At 33.2% G+C, this 25381-nt stretch carries 29 protein-coding genes; 23 read left to right on the top strand and 6 right to left on the bottom strand.

Features of this window, described 5'->3' with window-relative positions:
- Nucleotides 1–559 precede the first annotated feature (559 nt).
- From C1X07_RS20120 to C1X07_RS20140, 5 genes are all read right to left on the bottom strand, one after another.
- Nucleotides 560–1255: a hypothetical protein gene (locus tag C1X07_RS20120; protein WP_103071844.1), complete on the bottom strand. Its 696-nt coding sequence runs from the start codon at nucleotides 1253–1255 to the stop codon at nucleotides 560–562.
- Nucleotides 1256–1524: 269 nt separating this feature from the next.
- A complete protein-coding gene (locus C1X07_RS20125) occupies nucleotides 1525–2328 on the bottom strand; it encodes a restriction endonuclease (RefSeq protein WP_103071845.1) in 804 nt (267 codons plus the stop codon).
- A 281-nt stretch (nucleotides 2329–2609) separates the two neighbouring features.
- On the bottom strand, nucleotides 2610–3434 hold the full coding sequence (locus tag C1X07_RS20130) for a hypothetical protein (protein ID WP_103071846.1): 825 nt from the start codon (nucleotides 3432–3434) through the stop codon (nucleotides 2610–2612).
- Between the two features lie 188 nt (nucleotides 3435–3622).
- Entirely contained in the window at nucleotides 3623–4516 is an 894-nt protein-coding gene (locus tag C1X07_RS20135; RefSeq protein ID WP_103071847.1) for a hypothetical protein, read from the bottom strand.
- Between the two features lie 143 nt (nucleotides 4517–4659).
- Nucleotides 4660–5460: a hypothetical protein gene (locus tag C1X07_RS20140; RefSeq protein ID WP_103071848.1), complete on the bottom strand. Its 801-nt coding sequence runs from the start codon at nucleotides 5458–5460 to the stop codon at nucleotides 4660–4662.
- Nucleotides 5461–5742: 282 nt separating this feature from the next.
- Between C1X07_RS20140 and C1X07_RS20145 the strand changes: the two genes are divergently transcribed.
- The 19 genes from C1X07_RS20145 (at nucleotide 5743) to C1X07_RS20230 (ending at nucleotide 19356) form a co-directional block, all read left to right on the top strand.
- Nucleotides 5743–6009: a hypothetical protein gene (locus C1X07_RS20145; RefSeq protein WP_103071849.1), complete on the top strand. Its 267-nt coding sequence runs from the start codon at nucleotides 5743–5745 to the stop codon at nucleotides 6007–6009.
- 247 nt (nucleotides 6010–6256) lie between these two features.
- Entirely contained in the window at nucleotides 6257–6775 is a 519-nt protein-coding gene (locus C1X07_RS20150; RefSeq protein WP_128755339.1) for a hypothetical protein, read from the top strand.
- Nucleotides 6766–8166 carry a VapE domain-containing protein gene (locus tag C1X07_RS20155; RefSeq protein ID WP_103071851.1) on the top strand — a complete coding sequence of 467 codons (1401 nt, stop codon included), beginning with the start codon at nucleotides 6766–6768 and terminating at the stop codon, nucleotides 8164–8166. The genes C1X07_RS20150 and C1X07_RS20155 overlap by 10 nt, the downstream gene beginning before the upstream one ends.
- Before the next feature lie 521 nt (nucleotides 8167–8687).
- Entirely contained in the window at nucleotides 8688–9491 is an 804-nt protein-coding gene (locus C1X07_RS20160; protein ID WP_103071852.1) for a DUF4153 domain-containing protein, read from the top strand.
- Nucleotides 9492–9657: 166 nt separating this feature from the next.
- On the top strand, nucleotides 9658–10080 hold the full coding sequence (locus C1X07_RS20165; protein WP_128755340.1) for a hypothetical protein: 423 nt from the start codon (nucleotides 9658–9660) through the stop codon (nucleotides 10078–10080).
- Between the two features lie 2 nt (nucleotides 10081–10082).
- The gene (locus C1X07_RS20170; RefSeq protein WP_103071854.1) at nucleotides 10083–10370 is read left to right on the top strand and encodes a hypothetical protein; all 288 of its coding nucleotides are present in this window, start codon (nucleotides 10083–10085) and stop codon (nucleotides 10368–10370) included.
- Nucleotides 10371–10372: 2 nt separating this feature from the next.
- Nucleotides 10373–13519: an LPD1 domain-containing protein gene (locus tag C1X07_RS20175; protein WP_103071855.1), complete on the top strand. Its 3147-nt coding sequence runs from the start codon at nucleotides 10373–10375 to the stop codon at nucleotides 13517–13519.
- A 28-nt stretch (nucleotides 13520–13547) separates the two neighbouring features.
- The gene (locus tag C1X07_RS20180; RefSeq protein ID WP_103071856.1) at nucleotides 13548–14204 is read left to right on the top strand and encodes a hypothetical protein; all 657 of its coding nucleotides are present in this window, start codon (nucleotides 13548–13550) and stop codon (nucleotides 14202–14204) included.
- A 71-nt stretch (nucleotides 14205–14275) separates the two neighbouring features.
- Nucleotides 14276–14692, top strand: a complete 417-nt coding sequence (locus C1X07_RS20185; protein WP_103071857.1) for a hypothetical protein — start codon at nucleotides 14276–14278, stop codon at nucleotides 14690–14692.
- A gap of 5 nt (nucleotides 14693–14697) precedes the next feature.
- A complete protein-coding gene (locus C1X07_RS20190) occupies nucleotides 14698–15048 on the top strand; it encodes a hypothetical protein (protein ID WP_103071858.1) in 351 nt (116 codons plus the stop codon).
- Nucleotides 15045–15398, top strand: coding sequence for a hypothetical protein (locus tag C1X07_RS20195; RefSeq protein ID WP_103071859.1), 354 nt, complete (start codon nucleotides 15045–15047; stop codon nucleotides 15396–15398). The genes C1X07_RS20190 and C1X07_RS20195 overlap by 4 nt, the downstream gene beginning before the upstream one ends.
- Complete coding sequence (locus C1X07_RS20200) at nucleotides 15388–15717, top strand: hypothetical protein (protein ID WP_103071860.1); 330 nt, start codon at nucleotides 15388–15390, stop codon at nucleotides 15715–15717. The genes C1X07_RS20195 and C1X07_RS20200 overlap by 11 nt, the downstream gene beginning before the upstream one ends.
- Before the next feature lies 1 nt (nucleotide 15718).
- Nucleotides 15719–16732 (top strand): hypothetical protein, encoded by a 1014-nt coding sequence (locus C1X07_RS20205; RefSeq protein WP_103071861.1) that lies wholly within the window; start codon nucleotides 15719–15721, stop codon nucleotides 16730–16732.
- Entirely contained in the window at nucleotides 16719–16967 is a 249-nt protein-coding gene (locus C1X07_RS20210; protein ID WP_103071862.1) for a hypothetical protein, read from the top strand. The genes C1X07_RS20205 and C1X07_RS20210 overlap by 14 nt, the downstream gene beginning before the upstream one ends.
- 37 nt (nucleotides 16968–17004) lie before the next feature.
- On the top strand, nucleotides 17005–17415 hold the full coding sequence (locus C1X07_RS20215) for a hypothetical protein (RefSeq protein ID WP_103071863.1): 411 nt from the start codon (nucleotides 17005–17007) through the stop codon (nucleotides 17413–17415).
- A gap of 139 nt (nucleotides 17416–17554) precedes the next feature.
- Nucleotides 17555–18037: a M15 family metallopeptidase gene (locus C1X07_RS20220; protein WP_206604260.1), complete on the top strand. Its 483-nt coding sequence runs from the start codon at nucleotides 17555–17557 to the stop codon at nucleotides 18035–18037.
- Between the two features lie 359 nt (nucleotides 18038–18396).
- Nucleotides 18397–18570: a hypothetical protein gene (locus tag C1X07_RS25095; RefSeq protein WP_164914210.1), complete on the top strand. Its 174-nt coding sequence runs from the start codon at nucleotides 18397–18399 to the stop codon at nucleotides 18568–18570.
- Complete coding sequence (locus C1X07_RS20225) at nucleotides 18539–19147, top strand: hypothetical protein (RefSeq protein WP_128755341.1); 609 nt, start codon at nucleotides 18539–18541, stop codon at nucleotides 19145–19147. Before C1X07_RS25095 ends, C1X07_RS20225 begins: the two co-directional genes overlap by 32 nt.
- On the top strand, nucleotides 19147–19356 hold the full coding sequence (locus C1X07_RS20230; protein ID WP_103071866.1) for a hypothetical protein: 210 nt from the start codon (nucleotides 19147–19149) through the stop codon (nucleotides 19354–19356). The genes C1X07_RS20225 and C1X07_RS20230 overlap by 1 nt, the downstream gene beginning before the upstream one ends.
- Nucleotides 19357–19362: 6 nt before the next feature.
- On the opposite strand, the gene C1X07_RS20235 is transcribed toward C1X07_RS20230, so the two are convergent.
- Entirely contained in the window at nucleotides 19363–19824 is a 462-nt protein-coding gene (locus tag C1X07_RS20235; RefSeq protein WP_103071867.1) for a hypothetical protein, read from the bottom strand.
- A gap of 154 nt (nucleotides 19825–19978) precedes the next feature.
- On the opposite strand from C1X07_RS20235, the gene C1X07_RS20240 reads away from it, so the two are divergent.
- The 4 genes from C1X07_RS20240 to C1X07_RS20255 all read left to right on the top strand — a co-directional run bounded on the left by C1X07_RS20240 (nucleotide 19979) and on the right by C1X07_RS20255 (nucleotide 25379).
- Nucleotides 19979–20263 carry a hypothetical protein gene (locus tag C1X07_RS20240; RefSeq protein WP_128755342.1) on the top strand — a complete coding sequence of 95 codons (285 nt, stop codon included), beginning with the start codon at nucleotides 19979–19981 and terminating at the stop codon, nucleotides 20261–20263.
- A 133-nt stretch (nucleotides 20264–20396) separates the two neighbouring features.
- Nucleotides 20397–20594, top strand: coding sequence for a hypothetical protein (locus tag C1X07_RS20245; RefSeq protein ID WP_103071869.1), 198 nt, complete (start codon nucleotides 20397–20399; stop codon nucleotides 20592–20594).
- A gap of 627 nt (nucleotides 20595–21221) precedes the next feature.
- Nucleotides 21222–22730, top strand: coding sequence for a T9SS type A sorting domain-containing protein (locus C1X07_RS20250; protein ID WP_103071870.1), 1509 nt, complete (start codon nucleotides 21222–21224; stop codon nucleotides 22728–22730).
- Between the two features lie 24 nt (nucleotides 22731–22754).
- Entirely contained in the window at nucleotides 22755–25379 is a 2625-nt protein-coding gene (locus C1X07_RS20255; RefSeq protein WP_103071871.1) for a hypothetical protein, read from the top strand.
- Nucleotides 25380–25381: the final 2 nt, after the last annotated feature.

A 25381-nucleotide genomic window follows, 5' to 3' on the forward strand; every position in this document is an offset into this window, starting at 1 on the left:
ACTTATATATCGAAACATTAAGAAATATAGTGACCTAAATGACTCTATTCTTGAGAATATAAAAAAATAATAATACCCAACAAAAAAGCCAGACAGTAATGCCTGGCTTTTAACACTTTGTGACCCCAAGCATTCGAAGTTCGAACTTTTTATTAGAATCTTTGGAAGAAATTTCAGAATATACAAAGGAGCATCAAGATTTATTGATAGCTTGCTAATATTTTTCTTCAATAAAAGTCTTTTACTTTTATATAACTTTTGAAGCGAATTAAGAATAACGTTTCGTGTATGAGTAGTACAGGATTTCGAAGCTCCAAACTCTCAAATTACACTGCTGTTTATTTATTGTTATGTCATTCATCATTAGTACTTCTCCCGTATTACTTATACACATTGTGTCTGTTGCACAACTCGAAATATCTTTAGAATCATCCCTTATGGCTTTCTAAAAAAAACATAACTAACTGATTTTTAGAACTAATTATTTAGGGTTTCGTTTAAGATTTTAGCTTAATATCAAAAAGATAGTTGTGCAACAGTCACTATTATTAGCCAATGTTTATTTTTTCTGAGCTATTAATCTTATTTTTTCCATTGAAATTTGCTTCTCATATTTTTCAATTTCCGATTCTTCAATATCATTTACTAAATAATCAATATCTCCTAAATCATTACCAAACATACTTAATAATTCAGATTCGTATTCTTGTTCTAGTAGCTGAGGATTATAGTTTTGTATAAATTCTAATTTTGACCATTCATTTAAAACAATATTTGAGCTTACTTTATTTCCCCATATTTTTTCGTCATCAAACTTCTTTGCGTTTCTTTTATAGTTGGATTCTAGATTTATTCTATAAACTTTAATTTTTCTTTTTCTTATTAACGATTTCCAAAATTCTTTAGACCCTGGACTAGTATGACTCTTGTCAGATAGTACTTTGTAGTTTAATTCATTAATAAGTATCTCGAAAAGATAAGTAAGGTAACCTCTTTGTTTAATAATTGAACGTGTGTAATTTACTTCAAAGTAATCCACATTATGATAATTTACAAAAGTACCGTGAACAATAGCTATTGTATCTTTTTGATATTTATCTACTAGTTTCAAAGTTTGTAAATCCGTAGATAGCTTAATATCTTCATATTGCCTAGAAGGCATTGATTTAGGTATGAAATCATCAAAAATCTTGCTTGAATATAATGTATGTAAATATTCAAGATTTAAATCGTCAGGTTTATGTACAGTTGGCATTTTCTATTTTCTGATGATTTTATCAAAGACATTGATACTTCTTCTTCAAAATTAATTACAGTGTTTAATATTGGCTAACGTTTAATATAAAAAATCGTAGGGCAGAGTATAAGCATTGCATTTCGGTTGGTCACTAAGCCAAATATAAATAATTTGCTTTTGTCATTTTTCGTAAACGCTAAATTTTATATTTGACGAAATAGCGTATAAACTAGCATCTCTCGGGCATTCTTAAACCGCCCTATGTTTTTTAAACAGTGTTATATGCTTTATTTTTTTATGAATTTTATTTTTCCTGCTCTTATATCATGAACAAGTGCCTTAGTAAATAGTTGCCTATCAAACACATGCTTCGATCGGGTTTTAGATGTTTCATATGTTAATTCAACTCGTTCTATTTTAATAGCTCCATAATCATTAGTGTTCATATAACCGTTCGAGAATGGAAAGAAGTGTGTACAACCCTCCGAGTCAAAAACTTCGCGTAAGTTATTTTCTAATTCTAGGAAGTTCGTAAGTTTATTTCCTAATTCATCAACTATGTACATTTCATTATTTAATCCAGTGAAAGATATATCAACAGATTTAGGGTCTATATCTGGAAAATTCTCTTTGAACCAAACTAAATCCAATTTAACAAATGTATTTGTAATAGAAAGATCATGAACTTCAATTGTTGTGTCCAGATATCGTATTTCTCCTTCCCAATCAGATTCTAAAGGTTCTCTTAGTATAATTAATTGAATTCCATAATGCTCAGCAAACTCAATTGCTCCACTCTGAAACCCTTTGGTTGTCACTATTATTCCGTTGGTATTACCAATATCTTCTATAACTGATTTGAAATCTCTTACTTTACCGATTGAAACATTATTGCTGTAATTCTTACATTCAATAGCTACTTTATGATTGACACCAGCAAAATCAAACTCCCAAAATACATCAATCTGATGTTTGGCAGCTTTACCTTGAATTACTTGATTATGTAATACTTCGACTGTTAAGCCGTCCTGAGCTAAAAGTTCTTGATATATATCCCTTGCAAAGGTTTCATAATCGGTATTTCTATTCATGAAGTCTTAATTTAAAAGGGAAGATTATTGCATATAATAATGTTGTTTAGGCACTAAGTTACTATATATTCAAATATTAAGAAATACAGCTACCTAAATGGCTCCATTCTTGAGTATGTAAATATAATAAAATCTTTGGGGGAGATTAATATCAATACTAAGAAGAATAGAAACCTATTAACAGCTAAATTGTCTTATAAAGTAATGGTAAATTCAATTTAATACTTTTCAACTGAACAGAAACCTTCCTCTATATAGCTATAGTTTTGGTGATAAAATCGCTATTGTTTTGAGTAATTTTTTTTATAAACAAACTCTTTTATTTCTTTTTTGTTATAGATATAGTTTTCTTGTGAATCAATTTTTCTTAAAAAAACATATTCATTAGTTTGTCCAAAAAACAGAAGGTTTTTGTTAGTCTCTACCGACCTTTCGTCAATCATAAATTTTACATAACAGATAGATTTTCCGCTAAGGATTTCTTCCGCTTCTTTAAGACTCATATCCGAATATACGATGAAACAGACAAGCATCATAATTAAATAAACAAACAAGTTAAGTCTTGGGTTATGTTTGGTTTTTGAACTTCGAAATATAAATTTTAGAAGGAAGATAAGACCCCAAAAAATCATTAATACAATAGGGATTTTTGTGCTGTAGGGTATATTGTCAAACTTAAGACCAATTGCTAAATAAGCAAACAATAACATTGGAACAAAGTTCAGGTAGACACTTGTCATTATTTCAACTAACCAATATATGTTTTTTGAAATTTTTCCAAATTTGTTATTACTCATTTTATCTAACCTTTTATAAATACTAGACCCGTCTTTTCGGGTTTCCGATTCGAAATCATCATTATTATTTCCAAATACTACCATTGGAGCAATTAAAATCACAACAAATAATAAAGCAGATACTAGCATTGAACCCACTGGAATAAACATTAAAACTAACTCTGGAATAGTTAAATAATGCAAGATGTCAATTCCAAATTTATCATAATAGAGAGTTTTGTTAAAGTAGCCAAAACACACCAAGAAGATATAAATTAATGGTAAATAATCTTTTATAGTTTTTAGAGTAGTTTCTTTTTTTTCTGACATCACTTGTTTGTTGATGTTATTTTAATTCTTGCCAAAGTTAAATAGATAAATTGAAGCAGGGCAAGTACACCTCAGCCTATCGATTTAATTACGCATTTTAATCTCTTGTTTAACTTATAAAATCTAGAATAATTGTAAAAATAGAATGACATTCTCATTAAGTACTCTTTAACTATTTACATACAGTGTTATTTGGCACTGTTTTTATTTAGATTAAAAGTTTTGTCAACATAAAAAATATTCCTATCCTTTTGACTGCGAATATCCGATCGAATTAATATTCCTTGCTGTTCTCGCGTTAGTTTTAAAGGGCTGAAACTAAATTCCGCGTTGTTAGCATCATTATCCGAATAATAGCCCGTATACAACCAAATCTCTCGAAAAGAAGTGTTGTCCAAAAAATCTCTTAAAGTTTCTTCCGCGTCATCCAATTCATTCATTTCATAGGTTAAAGTCCTGTTATCAATAACCAAAACTGTTGATTCTTTTTCTAAATGTTTTTTATTTTCTTTTTTTTCTATCGCTTCTCTTATTAATTCAGAAAAAGGTCTTTTAATATCATCAAAACCACTAACGAATAAGGTTGGATTTTTTTCATAATAAGGATTGTCGATAAGTGATTTTTTACCTGTTTTTAGATCTTTTAATTGCTGAATTTGTTTTGAGGAATCTTCGCTCGGAAATAGTTTATTTAATTTCTCCAACTCATAAAATGGTATTTTTTCTTTAAAACTATTCAAAATGTATCTTTCTTCATTTTTGAACTTTTCAAACATATTCCTATTTTCAGAGATTGCAGTTACTTCCACGTTAAAAATCTCGTTTGTACTTAATTGAATTTTAAAATCCCATGGATTGTCTCTTGAAATTATATTGATTCCAATGGTTTCATTTAAAAATAATTTAACTTGATTTCTAAAATAATGAGTGCAGATAATTAATTCTCGATGAGAAGGGTTTAAAATATCTAAAAATATCCTTTCAATAATTTTACCATTTTTTTCAATTCGATAATACTTTTTGTAATTGGATTTATTATCCAAACTATCAATTGGATGAAAGCTACTTTTTTCAATATTCATTACGTTTGTTTTCAAATATCACCTAATAATTAAATTTACCTAATTAGGTATGTTTCTATAATTTAAAGATAACAATATCAAACAAAAAAGCCTGACAAAATTGTCAAGCTTTAGTAATATTTTCCTTATTAGTAATTACATGCTCAAAATCTACATTTTGGCATTTTTCCGTTTACTTCCCAGATATGTTCAATATTATCTTCGGTAAGATCAATTTCTAAAGTCTTTCTATCCGCTAATAACATGCTTAACTTTCCTCTAAAACTTCTGATATGCCCAAAATAGATATCTGTTTTATCTTTCTGATCATCTAAAACCACAATATATAGTTTTTCCATTCTTATAGTATCGTAGTATTCCATCAAAGTATCAGAGTACAAATAATCACCTCTACTTATTCCTATTTCTTCTAATCCATTTCCAGATACTTCAAAGGCAATTGCACTTTCTACATCTTCTAATATTGTTTTCGGAAGATTATCAAGATAATATTCATCATAATAATTATCTATATATTGATGATAATCTTGTTTGGTAACTAATCTTACATTTTTTTCTTGATTTTCTGCTGCTTCCCTTCTAAGATCATTTAGATAGTTTCTAAGCGTCGTTCTTGCTTTTGCTTTTTCAAGTCGATCTTTTAATCTAAGATTGTCAATTCTTAATTGGGTATAGTCTCTTACTAGTAATTCAAACTGTTGTTCTAGTGAAATAGTATCTGGAAAAAAATCCTCTGGCAAGTCAAGAGCTTCGATAATGTCATGCCTATATTCTGGCTTAATAATATTCTGCTGATATAATACATATATCCCCTGACGTGTTAATCCAAGCGTTTTGGCAAGATCATTGATGCCTCCTTTTTTATTAATGCCATTAGCTCTAACATAGTTTTTTAGCAGTTCCCCATGGTGGCGTGAGTCAATTTGTTCTAGTATAGATTTCATAGCTTCTTAAAAAAAAGTAAAAATTGTCTCAACAAATATATTTTTTGTATAGTAATTTATTTTACATTTGAGTAGATATTTACTATTGTAAGTAATTATTTACAAAGATAATGATTTTTAGTATCGAAATCTTAATCATACTAAATTTTGTTTTATCAATCAATTGTGTACATGATTTACATTAACTCTTATAATCATAGCTGTTCCTACCCCAGTTCATGATAATTCATATGTAAACTAAATAAGTTTACTTTTTTTTTAATTTTAAAAACTTTACTCTCTATGAATTACAAGTATTGTATTAAAGAACGTCTGGAAAAACTTCCAGTACACCAGTATCGAGAACTGAAAAATGACATTATCATGGCTTTAAAAAAGACCAGACGTACTTTTGACCGTTATTGCACCATCCATGCTGATGAGTTTGCAGACATTCCCGCTTTGGATTTGGATATTATTGCTTCCTTTCTGGACTGTTCCGCCGATGAGCTTAAAAATTACAAGGTTGATAAAGCTGAAATCAGGCATAAAATTACCCGACAACGATAATATACTTATCAGGGGTCACAGGGGTCAGAAAAAACAATCTAAAAACACACAAAAATGAAAAGAACATATAAATCCATATCCAAAAAGATACTCGCCCAAGCGTATAACATTAATGACAAGACTTTAAATAAATGGCTGGCTCCCCATCAGCAGGATATCGGGGTCTATCGTTCACGTTGTTATACTCCCAAACAAATAGAAACCATTGTCTCTCTATTAGGGATGCCTGAACGTTATGATTTAATCTGTGTCTAGCACATACAAGAATATTTCTTTAGATTTTGAGAAGGCAATCCTACAGATGCAGGATGATCTACGGTATCTGGTCAACAAAGGAAAAGTTAATAAGGGTTTTATAGCCAAACAAAACCGTATTTTAAAAGCTCTTATTACTTATTATAAGAGCTCGGCTCAGACGTATTCTGATACAGAGCTCGCACAGATGCAAAATAAACATGACAAAGAAATAGAAATCTTAACCGATCGTATCATCCAATTTGAAGCGATTTGTATTATGCATGGTATCATCGATTTCCCTATCCTTTTAGACCTGCCAAAATCTATACTTATTGATCAGGCAGCAGAATTACACAGAGAAGGAGGTTTTAGATGCAGTGCTATGCTGAAAACCTTTATAAAAAAATTGCCTTCAGAAAAGAAAACCTTATTTGAAAATATTCTATTTGAGCGCATTGACAATGAGCTTAAAGCAATATTTCAAAAAATAAAAAACAAACCAAATAAACATATAAGAAAATGGCAATAGATCATATAGAAATATGGGGTGATGATGGGGATGACGACTCCAAAGACATGAATAATAAAAAGGGGGATGACAATTCTGATCAGCCCGAAGAAGATAAAAGTGATAAAACTAATAGGAGACGTACTAATTATATTACAGATATACAGGAATACCTTCAGGAGAACTACCAAATGCGATTTAATACCTTAACGTTGACTTTAGAATTTAAAAGGAATGATGAGCATATATTTAAAACCCTTGATGAAAGAGTTTTAAATACGATCTGGATAGATTTACAACTAGAAGGGTTAAAGTGTTCAGATAAAACACTGGATAAAATCTTAAGATCGGAATACACCAAATCCTATCACCCTTTACATGAATACTTTAAAGGACTTCCTAAACATGATGGAACCGACTATATAGGTGAACTTGCAGCTACTATTGAAATCACAGATTTGCAGGCAGGTGAATTAAAATTAAAGAAACTGTGGCGCACCTATCTTGAAAAATGGCTGGTAGCAAGTGTAGCTACCTGTATAGGAAAAGGAATTAACCAGACCTGTCTCATCCTGGTTGGAGGTCAGGGAAGTGGAAAAACTACTTGGCTTAACAAACTTACCCCTGTGTCAATGAAGAGCTTTGCGGTATGCGGACATATTAACCCTTCTATGACAGATAACCATACCGTAAACCTGTTAGCCGAAAAATGGCTGGTCAATATCGATGATCAGTTAGAAAATATTTTTTACAAAGATTTTAATGCGATCAAGGCAATTATTACTACTCCCTTTGTAACCAACAGAAAAGCCTTTGCCAGACTTACCAAAACCAGATCGCGTACCTGTTCCTTTATGGGGTCTGTTAATAATCCTCAGTTTTTAACCGATACCTCCAATCGCAGATATTTAGTGTTTTCTACCGAAAAGATTGACTTTAAACATACCATCCCTATACAAAAAGTATGGGCACAAGCACTGCATTTATTACAACAGGGGTTTTCTTATTGGTTTACTGATCCCGAGATAGCACAGCTTAACATCATGAATGAGCATTTTCAGACAGCTACTGTTGAGCAAGAATGGCTGATTAAAATATTTGAACCTTGTGATTTGGATAACAAATCAGGAATGTACTTAATGTCTTCAGAAATTCTTTCCATTCTTGGGGCGCATTCCGGATTAAAACTAAATCAGAAAAAACTATCACAAGCCTTTGAGAAATTAGGATATGGTAAGCCCATTGCAAAACGAATCAATGGCAAAGGAGTACGCAGGGTTTTTTATGTCAGAAAAATAACAGACGAGCAAGAAAACAAATTCCAACGAGATGCAAGAAAGGATATTAGTGCTAAAAAAGATGATAACAAAGGTTCTGATACTACAGACCCTCCTAACTTGTTCACTGAGTAAGCTCCCTTTATTTTACTGTATTACACCAAGCCGATAGCATTTTACTATCGGTTTTTATTTTTTCATTGGATATTATTAAAATACAAAACAACAAATCTCCTGTAGGCAACATCTAATTTGATTGTTTTAAAAAAAACTAAAAACAATAAAACAACATAGCAACACGACAACATTTTTAAGTAAACCTCTTATAATTACCTATATATTAATATTATATATATAATACTATTATATAATATAGTACTTCAATGTTGTTGTCTGCTGCTGTTACGTTTAAAAAATCTCATTTTGTTGTTGTTGAGTTGTTGCGTTGTTTTAGGCGTTCGAGGTTTTTTTGTTTTTCGTTTTTAACTTTTTTAATGGTGATTTTTTTAAAAACATTGACTACAGGTAGTCTAAACCCAGCAGAATACACCCCATTTTTGACTGATATTGCTCTAGATCATGCAGAAAACCCCTTTAAACCTTCATGATTTAAGCAAAAAACATATAGATTAGAGGAACGATTAAAACCTAAAAACATGTATAAAACATTAGATAATTTAAAAGAAAAAATAAAAGAGTATAAAACTTTGGTTATGTCTTTTCCTGTATTGTTAGGAGGGGTATTTCAAATAATTGATCTTTGTATTTTAAGCCCTTCCTATATTCGGTATTTTTCTTTGAGCCAAAGTCTGTCAGATGGGCTATTAATATTAACAGTCTTGTTTTGTATTTTTAGTTTTGTTTATCTTTTTACGCCTTTAATTGACCGTATTGGAAAGGACAAAAAACATGAAAAAACGAAAGAACAGATAATTGAATCTATTAAAAAGATTTTATATGCTTACCCTATAATCCTTGGAGTGCCTCTGTTAGCAATCTTTATTTTTTCGATAAAAATAAATTTTGTTATAAACTGGTGGGTATATCTTTTAACGTGTTTTGCTCTTGCAGTATATTTTATTATCTTTCTTTGGGCTGGACAAAAACTAAACGAACTACTAGAAGGCAATAAAAGATATGAAAATGCTTTTCACACTTTTTTTAACATTCGAGTATTGTATATTATTGCTATCGCTTTTTTATTTTTCTTATATGTTATGTTTAAAGAAATTACAAGAAACAAAAACAATACATTTCTCAATGAAAAATTTGTGAAATGTTATGTAAACAAAAATCACCCTACCAAAGTCTTTGACATACTATATAGCAATAACACATATATTTTTATCAAAGTTGATCCTTATAAAAATAAAAAAGGAATAATTACCGATGTGCTTCTTGTAGATTTTAAACATTTCACTGATTTAGAGGTATGTAAAGACGTAGAAACAACCTCTTAACCCCTTCACTTCCATACTTTAATTTACTTTATCCCGACTTTTTAAACGGTTAGGGTACTTCTTCGGGTTGTGTTATTTTTCACGGTAGCATCTTAGCTCTATGAAAAAAACGGCTATTGTTTTCCTTTTTTTATTTGTTTTCCTAGCAAGCGTTAAAGGCTGGCGTATGTATATCAAAATACGCCATGCCCAACGCTTAAAAATAGGAGTAGAAAAATTCAAAATACTAAGTCTCTCGCTTCACCCTGTAAGCAATATAATCTTATCACTGGGTAACTATAGCAGTTCGACCTTTACAATTTCACAAATTAAAGTCAATGCCTATACTATAGACGGGCAACTACTGGCAGAACAAAGCGCCCCATTGTCACAATCTTTCACCTTAAACCCAAATCAAAACAGCGCCTTGCCTTTATCCTTTGTGATTAATGCAGCAGTAGTAATAGGTGCTTTAAAATCCATTGGTGGCTTATCCAGTCTGGCAGCTAACTATTTAACTTCTGGTACTTACGGACTTCCTATTGTTTTAAAAGGTTTCGTTGTAGCCGAAAATATACAAATCCCTATTGAAGAACCCATAACTATATAATCATGAAAGAAATCTATTTTTTGATATTCTCGGCATTGTTTAGCGGTTTGATTGCCATTCTGGGCTATTTTGTAAAGTCAGTGCATACTGAAATTAAAGCCCTTTTAAAAGAACTTACCGAGTACACAGGGGAATTACGAACCCTGATAAATGGTATCCAGATACAGATTGATAAAGGCATTGAATCTGATATCAGAGAAATCAAAACCGATATCAAACATTTGTATAGTAAAACAAACAGTCATACCACTGAACTCTCCAAGCTAAAAAACAACCGCCCTAATACCTAGATATGGATACGCATTATACTGATGAATTAGGCAAAATTGAAGATGCTGGGGCTATTGTTCGTGGGGGCGGTATTGATCGTCACTGGCAAGGGATTACTCCTGAGAAGAAATTTTTAGCCATGTTCGGAAAATCTCCAAAACATGCATGGTTGTTTGATAGTACTACCGCACTTACTCATTTTAATTTACGCAGTATTGAATTTGGTAACTGGATGACCCAACAGGACAGGGCTAATTTTTTATATGGCGCAGCCTTATCCCTGCATCATTTAGCCAAGGTTTTAAAGGTTAAAGATTCTGATATCGGATTAGGTGGCAGGTTGTCTCTGGCACTCGGAGCCAGAGGACATAGTCGTGCATCAGGGCACTATGAACCTACTCCTTTTGGAGTGATTAACCTGACTAAAACCCAAGGATTATATGGGGTACTGGCTCATGAATATGCCCATGCTTTTGATAACATGATCAGTTTTGTTACTCAAACCAAACCCCAGACCTATGCTTCTGGCGGGCGAAGCACCCGAAGGGGGTATAATGAAACCCTCGCAAAAAAAGGGAGTTTTTTTCAACAGCAGTTCGAAGACTTTTTTAATCGTCTCTATTTTAACCAGCAAGGAGAAGAAACAGAGTTTGGTCAACGTCTTAAACAATTTGAAGATTACTGGCAAAGACGAAATGAGGTATTCGCCAGAACCTTCGAGGTATATATCCGTATGCTTTTAGATCAGGCAAAGATTAAAAATACCTTTTTAGTATCAGGTAGTTATAACAATCCAGCGTATCCCAGTGCTACAGCATTACAAAAAGTAGCACCAATTATTCGCAGTATGTTTCGCAAAGGAATTCCGTTACTTAAAACAAATAAACCTTCATTATCAGGAATTACGACCCCTACAGGCTACAAAGGTTTTAGAAAAACACTTAAAGAACATGCTAATCTTGATGATACGCTTAAGGCAATGAAACGTATTGCTTTACGAGATTACAAACAGGTCGAAGGTCTGGCATTAGAATTAAAAGCGGATAATATCCATGAGACATCAAAAAACATATGGGAGTACTTACGTGAGAATACCCGATACAAATTGGACACGAAAGGCATAGAAGAATTACGCACGCCTGCCCGAAGTATTATCGACGGGCAGAAAGGTGTACACGATAGTGATTATGGTATCGATTGTGATGATTACACTATACTGGTGAGTGCCTTACTGCTCAATTTAGGTATATCCCACGAATATCGAGTAGTAGCCTATCAGGAAGCTGGTAAATTTCAACATATCTACCCTGTTGCTTTGGATACTGATGGTACGCCTTATGTTATTGATATCGTCCCTGAAATCCCACACTTTAATTATGAAGAACACCCAATTATAGACTTAAAAACAATCCCTATGGAACTACATGAATTATCTGGTGCAATACCAGAAGTACTGGAAGAAAATGAATTTGAAATCAGTGAAGAAGAAATTCTGAATGACTTTGCAGAAGAAATGGAAGAAGGAAATACCATTGCAGGCATCGAGGATGATTATGAAGATGCTATACTAGACCATTCTTTCTTGTCTGGTTTTACAGAAGTAATGGAAGAAAGTCAAGCCGATATTGTACTGCATGGTACATCAGATGCCATTACCCTATTAGAACGAGGTATTTTAGCTGAAGTCAATAAAGCAAGGCAAACGCTTGCCAATGAACATAGGAAGCCCAGTGTATTAAGTCAATTGGTCGATGTTGGTATGGAGCTGCGTATTATAGATACGGTAATGCAATCATGGGAAAGTGAAGATTTAAGGGATAGTGCGCTATTGGCAGCCATACAATCAGGAAGCCAGTACACTAATTTCTATCGTGCTATAAAAGCCAGTTTAGACCAGTTACAACATCAGCAATTAAACGGTTTTGACGATGAAGAACTGGACAAGCCTTTATATTTAGCCCGTGTACCTAATAATGAAGACTTATTACTCGATGTTCTGGATGATGAGGATGATTTAGAAGGTTTAGGCGAGATTGACGATGAAGAATATGAGGACTATGATGATTACGAGGAATTTGATGATGATTTTGATGATTCCCCTACTGATCTAAGTGGTTTTTTTAAAAAGATATTTCGTAAAATCGGAAGAGTAGCCAAAAAAGTGGTCAAAGCAGTAGTACGTTTTAATCCCGCTACCCTTGTGATGCGTGGTGCTATTATTCTGGTATTAAAAATCAACCTTTTCCGATTTGCTGAAAAACTGATTTATGGATACCTGACAGAATCCCAAGCTCGACAGCAGGGTCTTGATCTGAACGAATGGCGTAAACGAGTTAGAAAACTACGTAGAGCAGAACGTTTTTTTACCAAAATCGGAGGGCGTGCCAGTAAATTTCGTAAAGCTATTGTACGTGGTAAAGCGCGTAATCGCACTCGTTTACCTTTACGTGGATTAGGTGCAGCGGTGACAGCTACTAGTACTACGGCAGCCAGTGGGTTTATAGTATTTATGAAAAAAATACTTAGAGGACTTCGACCTATCAAAAGGTTTGTAAAAAAAGTCATCCGAAAGATTAAAAAGAAACCAGCCCGAAGGACACTTCCTGTGGTAAGAAAACCCTCTAGATCAGTGCCTCATAATCCAAGAACGGCTCCTAGAGCCAGTCGTCCTGTGGTACAAAAGTACACCCCAACCCAACACCAAAGCACTACAAGTACAATGCATAGAGCTGTCCCTATAATACCAGAACCAAAACAAGGCTTCATAAGCAAGATAAAACGCCTTTTTATCCAGCATAAAAAGAAATGGTTTTTGGGTATTGCCATTACCATCCTAGCTATTGTAGGGGTAAAATACTACAAGAAAAGTAAGAAAAAACAAAAACGTTCCCTCGCTGGCATCAAAGCTGCCAGAACACGCGCCAGAAACCGTAAAAAAATAGCTGCTGCCCCTGTGAGAAGAAGAACCAAAAAACGAAAATCCAAGCCAGTACTAAAAAGACGTAAACCCCGCGCCTTACCAGCACGGACAGTAAGTGGAACACGAAGACGTAAAACTTCAAATACATCTCGACTTAAAGCTATGCATCGTAAGGCAAAAGAACTTCAAAAGAAACACCCTAAAACCAAATATAGCACCTTGTTAAAAAGAGCAGCTAAGCAGATATAATAACTATTAATTTTTTAAACATCATAAAATGGACGATTTAACAAACGATGAGATCATACTTGCAGGATTAGGTGAGGTAGACGGCAGAAGACATGGTAGGAGTAGCAGCATGAGCCGAGTACGCCGAGCAGTAAAATCTGAGATCGGAGCTTCCCGATTTAGAAGGCACTTTTTAGACCGAGTACATAAGTTACCCCGCAATCTACAACAGGATTTAGTGCGTGGTAAAGCTCAGATATCGGATGCCCCCTACTACGCCACAGCAGAGTTAAAAGGGACACGATCAGAGCTAATCAAACTCTCTACTTCTGAGAAATTAGGAGTTACCAATATTGACAATGGGAAACTCAACAAAGACAGGTTTTTAACCCTTTCAGGAATCCGATTACTCTTTGATAAAGATAGTATGGAAGGCTGTTTTACCGACCCTTTCCCTGCGGATTTGTTAAATGGAGAATGGGAGTTGGAGCTTAACGGACAAAAGGTATTTGAAAAACAACCTATTCGTAAATTCTTTGATGGATTTTATGGGTACAACACTATAAAACCTTTTGGACTATATATCCTTAATAATCCCAAGATCATACACCCGCAGACCCCTATTGAATTTAACGTAAATCTTCCCAATGAAGTACAGGGCTACTTAAAAGTATTTCTGGAAGGTACAAGCGTATACAGCTATTAATTGCCCCTTAACCATAAAGCTACCGTTAGCGATTTATAGCAGGCTACACGGTAGCTTTTAAAACACATGCGATGAGTACTATAGACTACAACACCCTTTTAAAAGCAGAATTGATTAGCCTTTTAGAAAAAAGAGACGCAGAAATTACCACTTTAAAAGAAATCAATACTACAGCGAATACAGATATAGCAAAACAGGTTGCCATTATTCAGGGCTTACAAAATGAGTTGCATACTTGCCACAATACTACTACTAATGGTACAGTAAGTGATGTTATTGATACGATACTTAATTTAACAACACCAGAATTACAAAAGTTCCCACAACTTATCAGAACTACCGACAAAGGTATTGAAGCCTATACGGCTTTTACCTATGGCGTATTATCCTGTGTGGGAAGTTCTGGAGGTAGTAACCCAGACCCTAATCCTGATCCAAACCCAGATGGATGCCATGATATTGAGCAGCCTTTACCTAATGAAAATTAAATGGTATGAAAACAAAAATCCAACTTATAGAAACTACTATTACAGAGGCTAAAGATACGGTTCGCATATCTGAGGATTTGGATATAGGATATAGCCGTTTAGAAGGTGTTGCTGTACTCAGTAGTATTGGTAAGGGGCATATACTACGTTCTTTTACCATTGCAGGAGCGGAACTATTCCCTAAAAATTTTGAAGTAGAGTTTTTACAATCTAGCAGTCATGTAGCTCCAAACCAACGTTTTTTTGGTGTAGACACCCCCGCAGATGGAAAAAAAGCAGAAATAGAGTATATCGATAGTGGTAAAGCGGATAGCTACCCTTACAGCCTAAAAATTTATATGCACCTTTCCCAATGAGTAGAAAACTGGATATCATACGAATTGCGGGGGCAACACTTGCCCCCAACAAGCAGACTACATTTCGATATGTACTCGATGGAGATCGCACTGAAATGACAGGGATATTATGCAGTAATGGCACACAGGTATCGATTAGTTTTCTAAACGGTAATGATTTAGAAATAAACAGCCTTGAAACCCTGCTTACTGATACGCTGGAACTCCCGCCAAATAAACGTATTCTAACATGGAAACAAGACTTAAGTACTTGTCGTGTTATTGTGGGGAGTATCATCAACATACTATCAGAAACCCAAAAGGTAAGCCTGTATTTATTACTCTATAAAACTAGTACTTATGAAAAGTAATGATGCGCTATTATCACTACTGATGCTTCAGGATAAAGTTAGTACAGGTAAGCAACCAAAACTAATTACTGATCATTGTATTATTAGTCCCGATAAGATTAAGGTAAAGGCAAATCAGATAGTATATCTTCATTTTTTACATACTAATGCTTCAGATTTTGAAATAGAAGTAATTACCGCTACACAAAGCCTCACTATTACTCCTAATAACACTTTAAATGGCAGTTGTAATACCATATTCAGGACAGTATCAGATATAGAATTTAGAAATATAAAAAGCACGGATTTTTTTATACAACTTTTAAAAATGCAGTATTAATATGAAAAAGGTAAAAAATTATATTGCTCCCGATCTGGCAAAAAAGAAGATTGCCCGATACAAGTACTGGAACATCAAAGATGAAAGCGGGATTAGTATTACTTCCAGTGAGGATAGTACAGAGGGAAGAAGTTTTGAAGAGGTACTTGATGCTATTATTACTGATAACGTAGATGCTGAAGTACAGGTGAAGTTTGGCACTAATGAACAGTCTTCCCGTCAAAACACACCTATTTTCATACGTATCAATGAGACTATTGAATGGGTAGAACCCGAAGAAGAGGACACCATAAATATTAATGGTGTTCCGCATAAAATGGATAAAAACGGGAATGTACATATTAACCTAAATACGCCACAGGCAGAAACCCCGACTATCGAACCCCCTAATGATATGATACGTCAGGAAATGGAAATGCAACTAGAAGGCTTACGCAAAGAGAGTGAACTTAAAGAACAACGTTATCAAGCAGAGTTACACAATAAGTTGGCAGAACAAACCCTGAAGTTTAAAGAGATGATGCTAAAAGAGCGAGAAAACCGAATAGTTGAACGCGAACAGGAAATAATGGCTAAAGAAGCTGTACTGGAAGAAAAAGAAGCAGAAATGAGTAGCCAGCTCAAAGGATATGTAAAACTAATCCCTTCGACATTAGGAGGTGTTGTCACTGAATGGTTAAAGAGTAATCCTTTTGGTAAAAAAGCAGCATTGGGAACAGCAGCACCAAAATCTAAACCTAAAACTCAAAACCCTGTACAGTTTTCTATTGATAACGATATCGAAACTCCAGAACCCCAACAGTCAGAAGATATCATAAATGATATGCTGGATAAAGAAGAACTATTGGATATAGAGGTAGAAAATGTCGAGCAGGTAGAACCAGAATTACCAGAACCAGAACAGCCTTTGTTTGAGGCTATACCTGAAGAAATAGAGGAAGAGACACCAGAATTAGATAACAAAATTATAGAAAAAGAAGAAACATCAAAAGTAACAGACCATGAAGAACTATAAAATATCTCTTACTGTACCTGCTTTAGATAAGGAGCAATTGCAGGAAAAACTACAAGCCTTTCAGGATTTACAAGACCATTTGGAACATGAAGATTTTATTGCTTCGACTACCATTATTGTAGAGCATCCTGATATTATTGATTTTATAAAAGAAGTAATCCCCGAAGAAGGGGAACAGCTTACCATGACCGATTATATAGGGATTGCCAAAAGAGCCTTTGAACGCTTTGCCTGAAGCTTAAGGAATTGTATACCAAACTAAAAACATACGTATGAATCCATTACTCATCGCACAAGCAACAAAATCAGCAACCTCTTTTTTTTCTAACAGAAAAGTACAAATAGTACTACTAGGCATCGTGTTGTATTTCATTTTTAGAAGAAAGATCAAACGGTTAATCCATAATTACCGTCAGCGAAAATTTAATAGAAATGAAGGTAGGGACATTAACCAAATCGCACAACAATACAGGTCAGTTGCCAATCCTTCGGGGATATCGTGGATGATTAATTTTGATGGTACACGAACCAGCCAATTAGATGCATTAGCCCGTGAAACCAAAGGAAGGTTACAGCCCATTGCAGATGCTTACCGATTAAAGTTCGAAGAATCGCTAAGTGATAGACTACGAAAAGAACTAAGTGCCAAGGACTACAGAACTTGGAGGGATATTGTAGAATAAGGGGTTAGTCTCCTTTTTATGATTTGATATGACAATTACTTATACACCCAACAGAAACGCTAAAATCTTACTCGCCATCGTGTTTATTATTCTCATTGTGATAGTGTACAAAAAACGTAAATCTTTAAAATTATTAACGATGAGTACTATTAATTACCTAAAAGAAAAGACTTGGGATATCATATCAGACCGAAGAATTAACACCCTACACCCTAATATAAGAGCCAAAGCTAAAGAGTTCATAGTACGGGCAGAAAAAGAGCTTGGAATTAAACTACGGGTTACTTCGGGGCTTAGAACATGGGAAGAACAAACCCGATTATATAACAAAGGAAGATCCGCTCCTGGTAAAAGAGTGACAAATGCCAAAGCAGGGCAAAGCTATCATAACTACGGGCTTGCATTTGATGTGGTAGAAATTAAGAACGGCAGGGCAATCTGGAAAAACCCCAATTGGAATAAAATCGCCAGACTTGGGAAATCATTAGGTTTTGAATGGGGAGGAGATTGGAGAAACGTCGATAAACCTCATTTTCAAATGAGATTCGGAATACATCATACTACACTGGCAGAGTTATACCAATCTGGACAAAAGGATGGGGCATATGTAAAATTGGCTTAATCTTTCTGAAAAAGAATTTTAAAAACAAAAAAGTTGGTTCTTAAATCCAGTTGTTTGTTATGGAAAAACCTTAGTGATTTTGCGGTTTTAAACTTATTGATAAAGAGGGACTTAGTCGAGTTTTGTCTACATAATTGTAGCATAAAATTAAAAATTGACATTTTAGGCTAGAAAATTCACCAAAAAAGGTGGTTTTTTCCGCTTTTTTTATGTCAAAAAGGTGGCAAAAATACACTTAAATTAACAAAAATTCATTAACCTGTTTTTAAAAATATTCATTTACTTTAGCTTGTAAATCAATTACTTGCATTTGATTTTATTAAATATTTAATGATCATTATTTTTAAAAACCTAACATTATGAGAAGTATCCCATTTTATTTAAAAGCTATTTTCCTATTTTTATCTATCGCACTTTTAGCAAGTTGCGAATCAGAGTCAATTAATGAAGAAATAGGAGCAAATGAACAAGACACGTTCGACAAATACCAAATCGATAAAGATGATGTACAGGTCCCAGGGGATAAGGACTAAAATTAATATAATAGTATTGTTACTCACTTTAGGTGCAACGGTTGCTGCTGTTGCGCCTTTTTTACATATATTATTTCCAAAAGAATCGCAAGTAGAAGTGTTTGGCTTTCGTAATGCCAGAACATTTTGTTATTCTTTAGGTATGCCAATAACTATTTTTGTAAGTGCATTGATCATGTCGTTCATAGTAAATTTCATAAAAGATACTCCTATATATAAGACTATCCAGAATGTTTGCATCGTTTTTCTTTCTGTTGCTACCTATTACATACTTTGGACATTTAGTGCCTTCTCAGATTTTGACCCTCTTTTTTATTATATAATGATCATTTTGGTTTCTATCTCTTTTGGTATTTTAATAAATAGGTTTCTAAGATTCACATCTTCTAGCACCAATAAATTACTAAAAGTACAAAGTAATATTCCTAATCTTGATAAGCGCATAAGGACGGTTAATGATATAGCGAGTATAATGCCTGATGACAATGAAGATATAGTAACTTATAAAGCAATGGTTGATGTCACTGGTGATAATTTAAAAGAAACCATCACAGAAATTAAAAAAGATTTGAATTAATGGCGAGCAAGGATAATCTCAACAATCTATCCAGAGAAGAGCTTCTCAAAAAACTGCAAAATGAATTTGAAGAATCAGAAACACTTCAGTGGTTTATTGAAGTTGAAATTAAACGATTAACTTCTAAAGGGAATGGATACGAAGAATTAAAAAAATTAGCAAAACTCTCTGAAGAAAGTATAAGTAAATCAAATAAAAAGAAGAAATAGCTTATCCTATGTTACATTATTATTTTCTTTTAAGCTTGCCAGATAATTAGATAGGATTTCATAAAATTTATCATCTTTAATTAATTCCAGAAGTTTCTGGGAAGCAAAAGTATTTATTTCTTTACCAATAATATATTTTAAGGCTTTCTGTATATCATCATCAACTGTAAATAGACGAATTATTTCGTCTTTTAATTTTTCGTTAGTACTTGTTACTTCCTGCGAAATTTCTTTTTTGATAGTACCAATCTCATTTTGGGAGTGCAAAGAGGATTTCTCTTCTCCTTTAATAAGCCAATTTAGATCAATTTTAGGATAATAATCTATAAATTTTAATATGTTGTCTTCAGTTATACCACTTTCACTATCCAGTACTCCTCTAGTAATACCAGTTTCTTTATAAAATTTATACTTGCTCATACCATCGGCTGCTATATGTTCAAGCATTCTTTTTTTAATAGACGACATTTTTTGCTGTTTTTTTTAATAAACAAAATATATTGCTTATATTTGATTAATTATACAAAATATTTTGTTTAAATATACTGAAAATTTTACGGATAAGCCGTACTTTTTTCTTTTGTGTTTGACAATGACTATTAACAAATTTAACCAAAGACTTATGTTAAAGAAAGAAATATACGATAAAAATCGTGCAGTATTAATTCAGAATACTCCATACATAAACTATGAAAAAAACATTTTTAATCTTTTACAGGTGAGTCCAGATCATTTTGAACAATGTGTGAAAAGCAATAAGACTTACGCTTTGTTATTAAGAAATTGGATAAAAGAGTGTTTAGAACATAATATAACACCTAATAAAGTAGCGAAAAAAATAGTTCGATCAAAAGTCCTAAAATATATGGGTTTAAAACCTAGACCTAGAATAGGTATAGGATATTAAATCAACGATCCTAATATTGTTCAAAACTTAATAACACACACTATTCGTCATATCAATTTGAATTATCAAGATACCTAATACCCCCATAATATAATTAGGTATATCTCAATTACTTCTAAAATAATTAAATGATATGAAGAAATCTAATATAAGGCAACGTGTCGAAAACTGGTTACAAACCAGAGGACATCTGATTAATAAAAATGCTTTTGAACGAGAAATAAATGTATCAAAAGGTATTGTCCAAAAATATATTAAATATGATAAAAAAATAAGTGACAAGCACATTAAAGACCTGTATAAATTGATTAAAAAGTTTAGAGATATATAACTGAGTTATTAATCACTATTATACCAACTCATGCTACCAGATAATATAAACCATATACCACCAGAAATCTTGTTTGGCATACTGACGGTATTAGAAATTGATATAGGTGAATTTATGTATAACCTGTTAAATGATAGTCCAAATGAAATTATACTCTATATCTATATATATCAATTATATCAACGGACAAAGTAATATGAAATCAAGAAAATGATTAATGGATAACCCCATCTCAAATCTAAATCCTACCCGTGAAAACCTACTTATGTTTTTTATGATTCTTTTATTAAAAAATTAACAACAATGTTAATATGAGTCTTAAAAAACGAAACCAGCTTCCTTTAATATTGCATCTAGAAACAGTAATTATTTTAAAACCTAATAAATCCAACTTATGAACACAAAGCAATATCACTACTCATAGCGTATACAAATCTAAAATTTACAGGAGTATAAAATAGGGCTAGCATTCTAGACACTACATCCATGTTTTGTACTTCTTAAAGAAAAGTTCTTTCAAGGACTTTTCTGAGGGCTTACCTATAGCATTCACCAAAGAATCGCATTAGGGACACCCTACCCAAATAAGTAACATAAATCATTATTAACACCTTAAATTCATAAAAAATGAATAGATCAAAATTATGGGGCATACTCCTTATTGCCCTTTGTGTTATGCATTATGGATATGCATATCAATCCACAGAATTAAGCTGTGACCGAAAAATACAACTTTTTAAAACCTATTATCCTTATCTGAATAGCTATCCCTCCGAAGTCATTATACAGATGCAAGAATGGATTGCCCCCTGTGCTACAAATGCGAATGACTTATTTCTTAGATATCTTGAAGCTTTGGCAAAATTAGAAAGTAATAATGCAGCTACGATTAGTGAAGGTCTTAATTTAATGGCGAAAGTAGCAAAAGACGGTTCTATTGATGCGATGAACAAGATGGGGATTATTAATCTTACAGGGCAATATGGACGCCCTATAAACAGATACATAGCAGAATATTATTTTATACAGGTTCTACGAGGAGATCGTGATCCTCAAAATGATTTAGCTAATTATTGTATGGGGTATATAAAAATGAAGGGATTTAACTCTACCGACTATAGAAAAAATGATGAGTCGGCAAAAATCTATTTTTCACGAAGCAATCACCCAATGGCAAAACATTGGCTGGCAATTTTTAATTACTTCGGATACGGTGGAGCCAAAGACCAGCAAAAGGCTATTCAAATATTATCAGCCAATGATATCTTAAATAGTCGTACGCTATTAGCTTACCTACCAACACAAAATACAGATTGGATACAAATACCTGCCGAAGAATATCAGGCAGTCCGGTATTTTGTAAATCAACACCCTACAGTATATACTCCTGATTTTAATAAGATCAGCACTACATATCAAGGTAAGTTTGTTGAATTTGATTGGGCGTTAAACGGTATAAAACGATATACCCCTTTTTCACTTACCTTGGATATTGAAAATACGACAGCTTATGCCAAGACAGTGAGGTATCAGTTTTCTATAAATGGTCATACTACTTCAGGAACGGGACAGATTACCAATAACATTATCAAGTTTGATCAGAATTTTACTTTTCCTTTAAAACGATTGTATAAAGACAACCCAAACAAGGAAAACATTACCTATAAAATTTCTGAATTACGCTTTAAAGAAACCACCATAGACAATACTCCTGTTCTGGTAGTTAGAATTGATCGTGCATCAATTTTAGATTTTGATAATGAACCCATGATACATCTTAGAATGATTATGCAAGAGAATATCCCTTCACCAACTATAGCTAGCACTTCTGTTGTTCACTCAGATAAGCAGAAAGAAGATGTTTTGAAAAAGATAGATAAAGATTTTGCAGTGATCTCACCAAATCCAATAGGTAATGAGTTTACTATCACCTATACGCTAAAAGAACCGGCAGAAATTCAGGTATCTATCTATGATTTCTTTGGTCAGCAAAAGATAAGTGTACCAAGCAAAAAAAATACAGATGTAGGTACACAAACTATGAAAATTAATAGTGCGTCCCTACCAAGTGGTACGTATGTAATACAAATGACAATAGATGGCATACCATACTCAAAGACTGTTGTTAAGCTATAAATAATACACAAAACATTTACACATATGAAAACAATATATAAGGTATTGATAATAGTCATAGTATGCCTATTATCCACCAGAAGCTATACACAAGTTTATCAATATTCAGATGATGGTACAAAAAGCTGTATTGATTGTCAGAAAAGTGGAATTGAAGACCCGCCTAATACTATAGGATTTAACTGTTTCTGCTTTCTAATAGGAAACTTTGGGCAGTTTGATCAGGCTTACAATGCAAATGTATCTCGACAAGAACAATGGTTACGGGGTCAGGAAGGTTTAATGAAAGCTGAAATTGAACATCGGTTAGCAAAGAACTTTACTACATTCCAAGAGGCACAAAAGTCATTTTTCAGATGGTTTGAGGTCAATAGAATATCATCAGATTATCAACATAGTATTACAGAAAACCTAAATACTTCTATTGGTTTTTCTGGTACTCAAAGGCGATTTCATGTCGCAACTGCATCGGCATTAGAAGCATGGCGGTCTGACCTTACAAAAATAAATCAGGGACAAACGGTAACTGATAGATTTGGTGATTTAAAATATGGCAACCGACGTATTAAGGACATCAGGAATATGGGAGAGCTTAACACCCTTATCAGTACAGAACGAGGGAAATATAATGATCAAACAGAAAGGCAAAAAAGACAAATTATTGCCGAAAGAAAAATGAAAAAGGTAAAAGATGAAGACCTGTTTGAAAACTACTTGGTTCAGAAATACATTAACCATTACAATGGATTAGATTATGAAGAGGCGATACGATTTATGACAAGATACCTTATTGCAGGTGTTAACATGAGTCAATATAGTTATATCATGCAATATCCCTTTGGAAATTTAGGGCAGGCATTCTCAATTAGAAATGCTGATTATACAGGAGAACTTACCACACTTGTAAACTTAGTTTCTGTACCCAATCCTTCAGTATCACATTATACTTTGGGTGGAGATCAGGCAATTTATCAGCATGCCTTGTTTACCTATATGGGAAATAATGCATATTCATATCTAAGTGATAAACCTGAAGTTGATAAATATCTTAATGGGTTTCTGGCTAATGCTAGTTATCAATACTATGAAAATTCCTCCATTCAGGCAGCAGCGACTTTTATAAAACCCTATACTTTAGGTAGAAGTTATGACCCTGCAAGTTTTAACTTTAGAGCGTTAAGACCTTTAGGTGATCACTTGCAGATACAAGACAGAATGAACCCAAACAGGGCAGTAAGAGTATCTAATATGGATTATGAAATATCTCTAACTAATGGGTTTCGTAATTTTTCCAATACACTTTCGGTTTTATTTGATCGTAATGATGTGTTTAGAGATTTTGAAGGGGGAGTATATAGAGATGTTTTTACAGATAACGACATTGCGGTGTCTTCACAAGTTACTAATGAGCAATTGTCATACCTGTTTAACATTCGATTTGATTCTCAGTTGTTGGCAGGTTCATTTCCCAGAATAGAACTGGTATTTGCAAATAATATAGGGCGGTTACTTTCTCAGCATGGTATTAGACTAGAGACTGTTTTAAATGACCCATTCTGGGCGGAAATAGGAGTAAGGCTAATACAAGGAGAAACCTTTGATTTTGATCATTTGGGTAGAGTAGAAAACCTGATGAATACCTTGCAATTAAATGATGTGCAAGTAGATTGGTTAATGGAACATAGTGCCATAACCACCAGAATCCATAATTACTTAAACTCAAATGCATGGTCAACTATTTCGCTGCAAACCATGAGTACTTTACTTCGGTTAGAGACAGAAAGTAATCACTTGATTAATGCTAATCAAAATAAAGATATTTTACGAACAGTCACTTATTATAATGACGGAATATTTGACTCAGAAACAAGTTTCTGTGGATGTAGTTCGTCTAATATAGAAATATACAAAGGCTATTTGAATGGTGAAATTTCGGATGAACAATTGTTTGCAATTCATAATCCAACTGTAGAATTTCAGATTCAAAACCCTGATGGTACATTTAGGATAGTATCTCGACTTGATTTTTATTTGGAAACAGCAACAATTAGGGAAGGAGTCGTTAGAGAAATTTTAGCATGGTCACCATTAGGAGATATTTCAGAAGCAGGATATGAATTGTATGATGGTAACTATGGTATGGCAGCTGCGAATATTGCTTTACTTTTTGTTCCATTTGACAGGGTTGTTATTGCTGGAGGAAAAATCGTTAAAATTATCTTTAAGAAGGGAGACAAAATAGCAGAGTTTACAATAAAACAAATGTGGGATTTACACCCATTTTCTAGAGGGCGTTTGATAGAAGAAGCATTAGCAAAAACACATTATAAAGATTATCTTTGGACTGTTAATATCCCAACAGCTAATGGGAAACCTAATTATTTCTGGCCTTATTTTGATTTTATTAAAGGCAATAAAGTGGTAAGTGTTAAAACAACTACAGCCACAAGTGGTTTTGGAAATATCAAAAAGAATATACAAGATTTAGCAACTTATGTAAAAGGAAGTGCAACAAATGGAGGAATTATTATTAATGATGTTGATTTAGATATATGGGTTCCTGAAGGGTATAATCAAAGTTTGTTAGATGAGGTGATAAATTTAGCAAGACAATTAGATATTAATTTAAACATATTAGAGTTTAAATAAAA

This window comes from Aquimarina sediminis (assembly GCF_002895435.1).
Lineage (GTDB): Bacteria > Bacteroidota > Bacteroidia > Flavobacteriales > Flavobacteriaceae > Aquimarina > Aquimarina sediminis.